General features: G+C 43.2%; 8 protein-coding genes and 1 pseudogene. 8 read left to right on the forward strand and 1 reads right to left on the reverse strand.

Features of this window, described 5'->3' with window-relative positions; all coding sequences use genetic code 11:
* The 7 genes and pseudogenes from AC1MDJ_RS06105 to dxs form a co-directional block, all read left to right on the forward strand.
* Positions 1–388 (forward strand): annotated as a pseudogene (locus tag AC1MDJ_RS06105) (cobyric acid synthase); the annotation flags it as partial.
* 3 nt (positions 389–391) lie between these two features.
* Positions 392–913: an SMC-Scp complex subunit ScpB gene (scpB, locus tag AC1MDJ_RS06110; RefSeq protein WP_479690051.1), complete on the forward strand. Its 522-nt coding sequence runs from the start codon at positions 392–394 to the stop codon at positions 911–913.
* On the forward strand, positions 910–1,620 hold the full coding sequence (locus tag AC1MDJ_RS06115; RefSeq protein ID WP_479690052.1) for a pseudouridine synthase: 711 nt from the start codon (positions 910–912) through the stop codon (positions 1,618–1,620). Before scpB ends, AC1MDJ_RS06115 begins: the two co-directional genes overlap by 4 nt.
* Positions 1,608–1,973, forward strand: a complete 366-nt coding sequence (queD, locus tag AC1MDJ_RS06120) for a 6-carboxytetrahydropterin synthase QueD (protein WP_479690053.1) — start codon at positions 1,608–1,610, stop codon at positions 1,971–1,973. The genes AC1MDJ_RS06115 and queD overlap by 13 nt, the downstream gene beginning before the upstream one ends.
* 6 nt (positions 1,974–1,979) lie before the next feature.
* Positions 1,980–2,204 (forward strand): exodeoxyribonuclease VII small subunit, encoded by a 225-nt coding sequence (gene xseB, locus AC1MDJ_RS06125; protein WP_479690054.1) that lies wholly within the window; start codon positions 1,980–1,982, stop codon positions 2,202–2,204.
* Positions 2,179–3,093: a polyprenyl synthetase family protein gene (locus AC1MDJ_RS06130; protein WP_479690055.1), complete on the forward strand. Its 915-nt coding sequence runs from the start codon at positions 2,179–2,181 to the stop codon at positions 3,091–3,093. The genes xseB and AC1MDJ_RS06130 overlap by 26 nt, the downstream gene beginning before the upstream one ends.
* A complete protein-coding gene (gene dxs, locus AC1MDJ_RS06135; protein WP_479690056.1) occupies positions 3,090–4,970 on the forward strand; it encodes a 1-deoxy-D-xylulose-5-phosphate synthase in 1,881 nt (626 codons plus the stop codon). Before AC1MDJ_RS06130 ends, dxs begins: the two co-directional genes overlap by 4 nt.
* Before the next feature lie 6 nt (positions 4,971–4,976).
* On the opposite strand, the gene AC1MDJ_RS06140 is transcribed toward dxs, so the two are convergent.
* Positions 4,977–6,239, reverse strand: a complete 1,263-nt coding sequence (locus AC1MDJ_RS06140) for an amidohydrolase family protein (protein ID WP_479690057.1) — start codon at positions 6,237–6,239, stop codon at positions 4,977–4,979.
* Positions 6,240–6,320: 81 nt separating this feature from the next.
* On the opposite strand from AC1MDJ_RS06140, the gene AC1MDJ_RS06145 reads away from it, so the two are divergent.
* Positions 6,321–7,871: WD40 repeat domain-containing protein (locus AC1MDJ_RS06145; RefSeq protein ID WP_479690058.1), on the forward strand; the 1,551-nt coding region annotated here is incomplete at its 3' end.

Below are 7,871 nucleotides of genomic sequence, written 5' to 3' on the forward strand. Positions count from 1 at the left end.
GCGCGCAAGCGGAACGGTTAGGAATTTGCAGGGAGAGTTTGCACTCCTGTCAGGTTGCAAGGTGAACGGATATGAGATACACATGGGAGAAACTAGCGAAGATAGCAGCATCGTGCGCTTTTCAGACATTCAGGTAAATGGCAGAAACGTTATAGACGGTTCAGTATCGGGCAATATATTAGGCAGTTATTTGCACGGATTGTTTGATAGCGTGTATATTGTTGGACGGCTGATAGATATACTTGCAAAGCGTAAAGGTATTGATGTTTATAGCGAGGGGATGCAAGACACGAATACTTACAAGCAGAAACAGTATGATTTGTTGGCAAACCTTGTGCGGGACAATATTGATATGAATAGTTTATATTCCATTATAGGGGTAGCCTAGTCTATGGAACGGGATAAAAACAAAAAACTATTTATTTCGGCACTCTTTTTGGCGGGCAAATCACTAGAAGTGCAATTTTTTCAGAAATTCATCAATAGCCCTGAGATAGAGGCTGATTTGGCTACTTTTGCAGACGAATTTAACGTTATGAATACAGGTCTTGAAATTCGTGCAGTGTCTGGAGGGTATCAATTAGTGAGTGCTCCTGATGTAAGCGATACGTTGTCTAAATATTTTGGAGCGCGTAGCGATGGACTGTCTCGCGGAGCACTAGAAACATTATCGGTTATCTCCTATAAACAGCGCAGCACGAAGGCAGAGGTTGATACTATACGAGGTGTTGACTGTTCCCATACTATGAGAGTTCTATTAGAAAAGGGCTTTATTGCGTCTGCTGGACGCAGGAACGTAGCTGGTAAGCCCCTTGAATACGTAACTACTAAATATTTCCTAGAATATTTTGGGCTGAAAAGTATCTCTGAGTTACCGACTTTCCGTGAGTGGCAGGAACTGCACAGCCAATGAGTGAACTTATTAGACTTACTAAACGAATTGCACAGACGGGCAAATATTCACGCCACGAGGCTGACAAGTTGGTAGCAGTCGGCAAAGTATCGGTAAATGGTGTCATAGCACTATCAGGAACGAAGGTTAGCGATGCTGGGACTGAAGAAATAGTCGTAAATGGCGTTCCGCTTCAAGGGGGTAACGATGATATTTATAAATTTCACAAACCACGCAAGGTAATGTCAACATACAGCGACCCATCTGGTAGGCGCACATTGGCTGATTTTGAGGGATTGAGTAACTCTAGAATGGGCTATTCAGGCAGGCTTGACTACGATAGCGAAGGACTAATGCTGTTCACCAGCAACGGCGGATTGATATACAAGATGCAACATAGTGACTTTAACGTAGAAAAAGAGTATATTGTAGATAGCGATAAGGAAATATCTGCTCAATGGCTACGCCGTTTGCGTGCGGGGATAGATATTGAGGGGGAACATTTTTTGCCGTGCAAGGTGGAGCGTGTGAGCAAATGTAAATATAACGTAGTGCTGATAGAGGGGAAAAAGCGTGAGATTCGCAGAATGTTCAAGGAAGCTGGGGCAAAAGTTATGCGACTTATTAGGGTAAGGATAGCTAGTGTGTTGCTCTGGAACATGCCAGAGGGTGCACTGATTAAACTATCTGAAATTGAGCGGGAGGAGCTAGTCAAATGTATAGGATAACCGTAACGAAAGATTTCTCATCAGCTCATAATTTGCGTGGCTATGAGGGCAACTGTGAAAATCTGCACGGACACAACTGGGTTATAAAGGCAGCGTTTGTAGGCGATAAGCTAAACGAGCTTGGCATGCTTGTTGACTTTAGGCTTGTAAAAGCGTGGCTAAAAGAGATATTGGACGCATTAGACCATCGCTATCTTAATGAACTTGAGATGTTTAAGACAATGAATCCCACTAGCGAAAATATCGCAAAATATATATATGATGAGTTAACCAATCGCGCATCAGCTCTCGTAACGGTAGATAGTGTTGTAGTGTATGAAAACGCCGATGCATGTGCAGAATATAGAGGATAAGAGGTTATGGCTAATAAAAAAATTAATTTTGAAGATAAGATGAAACGGTTAGAGGAGATAGTAACCAACATGGAATCTGGCACTATATTGCTGGACGAAGTGGCGGTGCTATTCAAAGAAGGGGCAGTATTGTCTAAAGAGTGCAAAGCAGAATTAGACAAGCTGAACGCTGTAGTCAAAGAAGTGCAAGAGGGTAGCGAATGTAATGAATATGGGAACAGCAATGCTTGAGGACTATCTAAAAACTGTTTCTGTGATAGTTGAGGACTGGTTTAGTAAGAATTTGACTAGCGATGATGCCCATGCGGACAAGCTGTATGAAGCTATGAAATATAGTCTGCTAGCGGGTGGTAAGAGATTGCGCCCAGCACTTCTGCTCGCTGGTTATAATATATTTGATAAATCTGAGCTAAATAGTGAGCACCCAGCGTTGTTTGCCGCTGCCGCTGTTGAGATGTTACATACGTATTCTCTGATACACGACGACCTGCCGGGTATGGATAGTGATGAGCTACGGCGCGGACGCCCTACAAACCATATAGTATACGGTGAATGGGCGGCGATACTTGCGGGGGACGGTCTACTCACTGAAGCCTTTAACGTATTATTAACTGGTGAACTACCAGCAGACAGGCTCATAAAAGTTGCGATAGTTGTATCGTCAGCCTGCGGAGCACGTGGTATGGTGGCGGGGCAGTTTGTTGATATGCAGTCGCAAGGTGTTTTGATAGGCGAAGTTTCAATGGAAACGCTGAACTATATTCATATACGCAAGACTGCAATGTTTATCTCTGCAGCTATACAGGCGGGCGGGATACTGGCGGGGGCGGAGAATAGCGATATTGCCCGTCTAAAAGAATACGGCGATAAGCTCGGACTAGCCTTTCAGATAGCGGATGATATTCTGGATGTAACTTCCACCACCGAACAGCTAGGGAAACCTGCAGGGAGCGATGAAAAGTTGGACAAACTTACGTACCCTAAGATGTTTGGGTTAGATGTTTCAAAGAGCATTATGAATGATTTGCTGATTTCTGCTACGGAACAGCTTGTTGATTACGGGGCACGTGCCGCAATATTACAGGAAGTAGTAGCGTTTGTGGGAGGTAGGAGGGTATGATAGATAAAGTCCAATATCCTATGTTAGCCAGATTAGAGCAGCCTTTCCTAGATATTAAACAACTTGGTTATAGTGAGCTGACGGTTTTAGCTGGTGAAGTCAGAGAACTAATAATTGAAGTGGTATCTAAAAACGGGGGACATATAGCACCCAGTCTCGGCGTGGTGGAGTTGACAATAGCACTATTGCGTGTGTTTAACCCTGATAATGACAGGATAATATGGGACGTGGGACATCAAAGCTATCCTTATAAAATTTTAACAGACAGGCGGGATAGATTTCACACATTACGCCAATTTAATGGCATCAGCGGGTTTAGTAATGTATCTGAAAGTCGCTATGATGCGTTCGGCACAGGACATGCCAGCACCTCTGTGTCAGCTGGGGTAGGGATGGTATGTGCAGATGAGATATTAAAAAATGCGCGTCATGTAATATCTGTAATAGGCGACGGCTCACTTACAGGTGGCATGGCATTTGAGGGGTTGAATGCACTCGGCTCTACCAACAAGCCGATGATAGTCATATTAAATGATAATGAGATGTCTATTGGCAAGAACGTAGGGGCTTTATCAGCAATGCTCTCACGCATACTAACAGGAGAATCCGTTTCTGCCGTGAGACGTAAGTTAAAGAACTTTATTGAGAATGCCCCGTTCGGCGACAGATTAAAACGGTTGGCAAAACGATTTGAAGAGAGTGTAGTGTCTCTATTTACACCGGGAATATTGTTTGAAGAGTTAGGTTTGCGCTATGTTGGACCAATTGATGGACACAATGTTCGCGGTATTGAAGATGCTCTAAAAGTTGCACTAGACTATAAATGCCCTGTTTTGCTCCACATCACTACTATTAAAGGATATGGATTTGCCCCTGCGGAAGAGCATCCAGAAAACTTTCACAGCTCATCTTCGTTTGACAGAGCAACGGGGCTTCAAGATAAAGGCGGTGTGGGGAGTAGCTGGACAGATAAATTCGGCGAAAAAATGTTAGAACTCGGCGAACGCGATAAACGAGTAATGGCTGTTACTGCGGCTATGACAGACGGCGTGGGGTTGACAAAATATGCAAAGGCTTTTCCTGATAGATTCTTTGACGTTGGCATTGCCGAAGAGCATGCAACTACCTTTGCGGCAGGTTTAGCAATATCAGGCTTAAAGCCTTATGTTGCGATATATTCTACGTTTTTGCAGCGTGCTTTTGACCAAATCATACACGATGTAGCTCTTCAGAAACTACCCGTGCGCTTTTGCATAGATAGGGCAGGTTTGGTAGGAAATGATGGTGCTACACACCATGGAGCTTTTGACATTAGTTATCTGCGCATTATTCCTAATATGAATATATGGCTACCGCGCGATACCGATGAGTTGTCAGAGATGTTAGAACTTTCACTGGACTGGCAGAATCTTCCGCTTGCTATCCGCTACCCACGCGGACGCGTTATACTTGACGATAGTATTCCAAAACAAAAATTAGCATTAGGAGAGCCTGAAGTCGTATTTGAGGGTAATGGCGATATAGTAATAGTATCGGCAGGGCATATGTTCAGCGAGGCTAACAAGTTCTATAATAAACTAAAATCCTCTGGGATTAACCCGACGTTAGTGAACTTACGCTTTTTATCCCCGTTAAATACTAATAGGTTAGTAGAATTAACCGGTAGCGCAAAACATGTATGGAGCTTTGAAGAGAATGTTCGTGCTGGCGGTGTAGGGGAGATGCTTACCTGTTTGTTAGCTACCAATAAATCAACTGCTCATGTCAATATAATGTCGTTGCCAAACAGCTTTGTTACACATGGCAATACTGATAAGCTACGCGAAAGCGTAGAGCTGACAGCTGATGCAGCATATAGATTGTTCTGTAGCCAATAACCTAGCTTATTTTGTTGTTTTTATCTTATCGCGCCACATCTTTGCGGTAGCGAGCACGTCGCTTTCGTTTATAGTGGTAAGCGTTTTATCTTTCATAAGCTGTCTGCCTGCTACGAACATATCTGTAATATTACCCTTGTTCGCGCTGTATATGAGGTTAGATAGCGGATTATAGACTGGCTGCATATTAGATGAGTTATATGAAACTACTATAAAATCAGCCTGTTTGCCACTCTTAATAGTGCCGATATTATCTAAATGCAATGCTTCTGCGGCACTTCGGGTAGCAGAAACAAAAGCAGTTTCTGCGTTAAATGCTGTGGGGTCGTTCATAAAAGCCTTTTGCAATAATGCTGCAGTCTGTATCTCAGCCAGCATATCTAGGTCGTTATTGCTAGATGCGCCGTCAGTAGCGATAGTTACGTTCGCCCCAGCATTCAATAGTTTTTGAATAGGGGCAAAGCCACTAGCTAGTTTCATGTTGCTATGGGGGCAATGAGCGATAGAGGCTTTTTTGCTACCTAAGAACGCAATTTCGTTATCGTCTAAATGAACGCAGTGAGCAAATATAGAGTGGCAGTCAAATGCACCTACGCTATCCATAAGCTCAACAGGTCTTTTGCCATACTTTGATACCGTATCGCTTATCTCCCTAGCAGTTTCGGATAGGTGAGTGTGCATCAACGTATTATGTTTCTGACAAAACTTTACTGCAGCCTTATAAACATCAGGTGTAGCAGTGTATGGTGCGTGAGGGCAAATAGCTATATTTATCAACAAATTGTCTTGATATTTCTCAACTAATTCTTTAGATTTATTTAGATTGGCTTCTATATCTCCGAACATTGCGCAACCTACAACTCCGCGAAGTCCAATGCTGCTTAAGATATCTGCCTCAATATCAGAGTAGAAATACATATCATTTATACAAGAGACACCGCTATGGATTAGCTCGCAAACGGCAAGTTTCAACCCGTCTCTAATGAAATCTGCCGACAATAATCTTTTCTCTGCGGGCCAGATATGCTCATTAAGCCATATATCCAACGGTAAGTCGTCTGCATATCCGCGCAACAACGACATTGCGGCATGCGTATGTGTATTTATAAGGGCGGGGAATATGCCACTATTTTCAAATTTATGTTGCTTATACTCATCGGGGCAGTTGTCAGCGTATCCCACAACTTGGGATTCATCTACTAATAGCCAAACGTTCATTAGTAGGGCACCATCATAGTATAGGTAGTCAGAATGATATGCATTTTTCATACGCACACTATAACATACAACAACCATACACGCAAGTAAAAACAGCTTGACATATACAGGTCATTTATAGATAATTTTAACATGAGATTATTACTACTACTATCTCTGTTTGTCTTTGCGCTTCCTGCGTGGCGGGCGATAGCACAGTCACAGCAGGAGCAGCTAGATGAGATAGTGCGCACAAAGGCTGATGCTATCAATAGCCTAGCGTTCACCCCTAATGGAGAATTAGCCGTAGCATCATTGCGCAACGGACAAGCAGGGCAACTCGTCCTATTATCACTACAAAACTGCATTGAAGAGCGCAGGTTTAATTATCCCTTATCAATATCAAATATTCTAATATTAAGGAGCGGTAAAGCATCTATATGGGGCAGTCAAGGTAGCCTACTGAAGGAATGGAGCATTGCCAGTGGCAGAGAGTTGGAAGTCTTAAAGCCTGTGGATAATGAATCCATAGATGGACTTATGCAGAGCGAAGGTGGCGAATATATGGCTCTCTGGAGCAAGTCGCAGATAGTGCTCTATGAGGTAGAGGATAAAGGATTAAAATTAGTTTGGAAGAAGAAAACAGATAGTCCCGTGTCGTCCATAGCTATAAATGCAAAAGGGGGCTATCTTTTCGTATCTGGTTATGATGGTTCTATATTTAAGTATGACATGCATGGCGATGTGATAAACAGCTTTGAGCTTGACATGACAATATATTCGCTTGCGATAGACACAACTAGAGACCAACTTATAATAGCTACTGGCGACCAGCTCTTTAAGCTAGATATCAATAGAACTAGTTTTTCACGTATCAGCACGTTGCCGTCTAACTCAGTGAAATTTAGCGATGATATGCGTTCATTGGCGGTGATAGGCAGTGAAGGCTATATAATGTATGATTATCCCAGCCTGCGTGTCTCAAAGACGGATGCGGCTGGGGGCACCAAACTAACACTAATGCCTAACGGTACGTCGGTAATATACAATAATAATGTTTTACGTTTTTTTACACGTGCTATGGACCGTAGCGTAGGTTCTGTTTATCTGTTTGATGCGACAACTGGCTTTGTATCACACAGGCTAGACTACTATGGCAATGAGATGTTTCGCTTGCTGGTATTGGACGGTAAGGTGCCTGGTGTAGAGCCGTATATAGCACAAACCAAGCTCCCAGATGTGAACGTATGCGAGCCATTCAAGACGATGCTGGCAGAAGGAACCACGACTAACACCAGTATGCTGGTAGCCAAATCTAATGTATCCCCGCTGGCAGTTCCTCCAAAGGTAGCGTCTATCTCAAAACCGACAAATGTTTCTAAACCGAGTGTACCAAAATCTAGTTCGCCAGCGACGGTCCCCGCCGTAGCAACACCAGCCGCTGTAAAACAGCCTGAGCAGTCGCAAGCTACGCAGACAACGATACAGACTAAAACTACCAGCGAACGAGAGCGTAGTGGCGGTAAGATTAATACTACCGTGAACGAGCCTGTGCTTGCTCCAGGAGCAACACCGCCTGAATGGATAAAAGATAAGTGGCTACCTTCATATTCTGCAGTTAAGACAGGCAAAGATACTAGCATTGCCTTAAATGATGGCAAAAAGCAAATTTATGATGATGTAACTAGGGCTATGATGAAAAAA

It is taken from the genome of Candidatus Termitispirillum reticulitermitis (assembly GCF_054655775.1).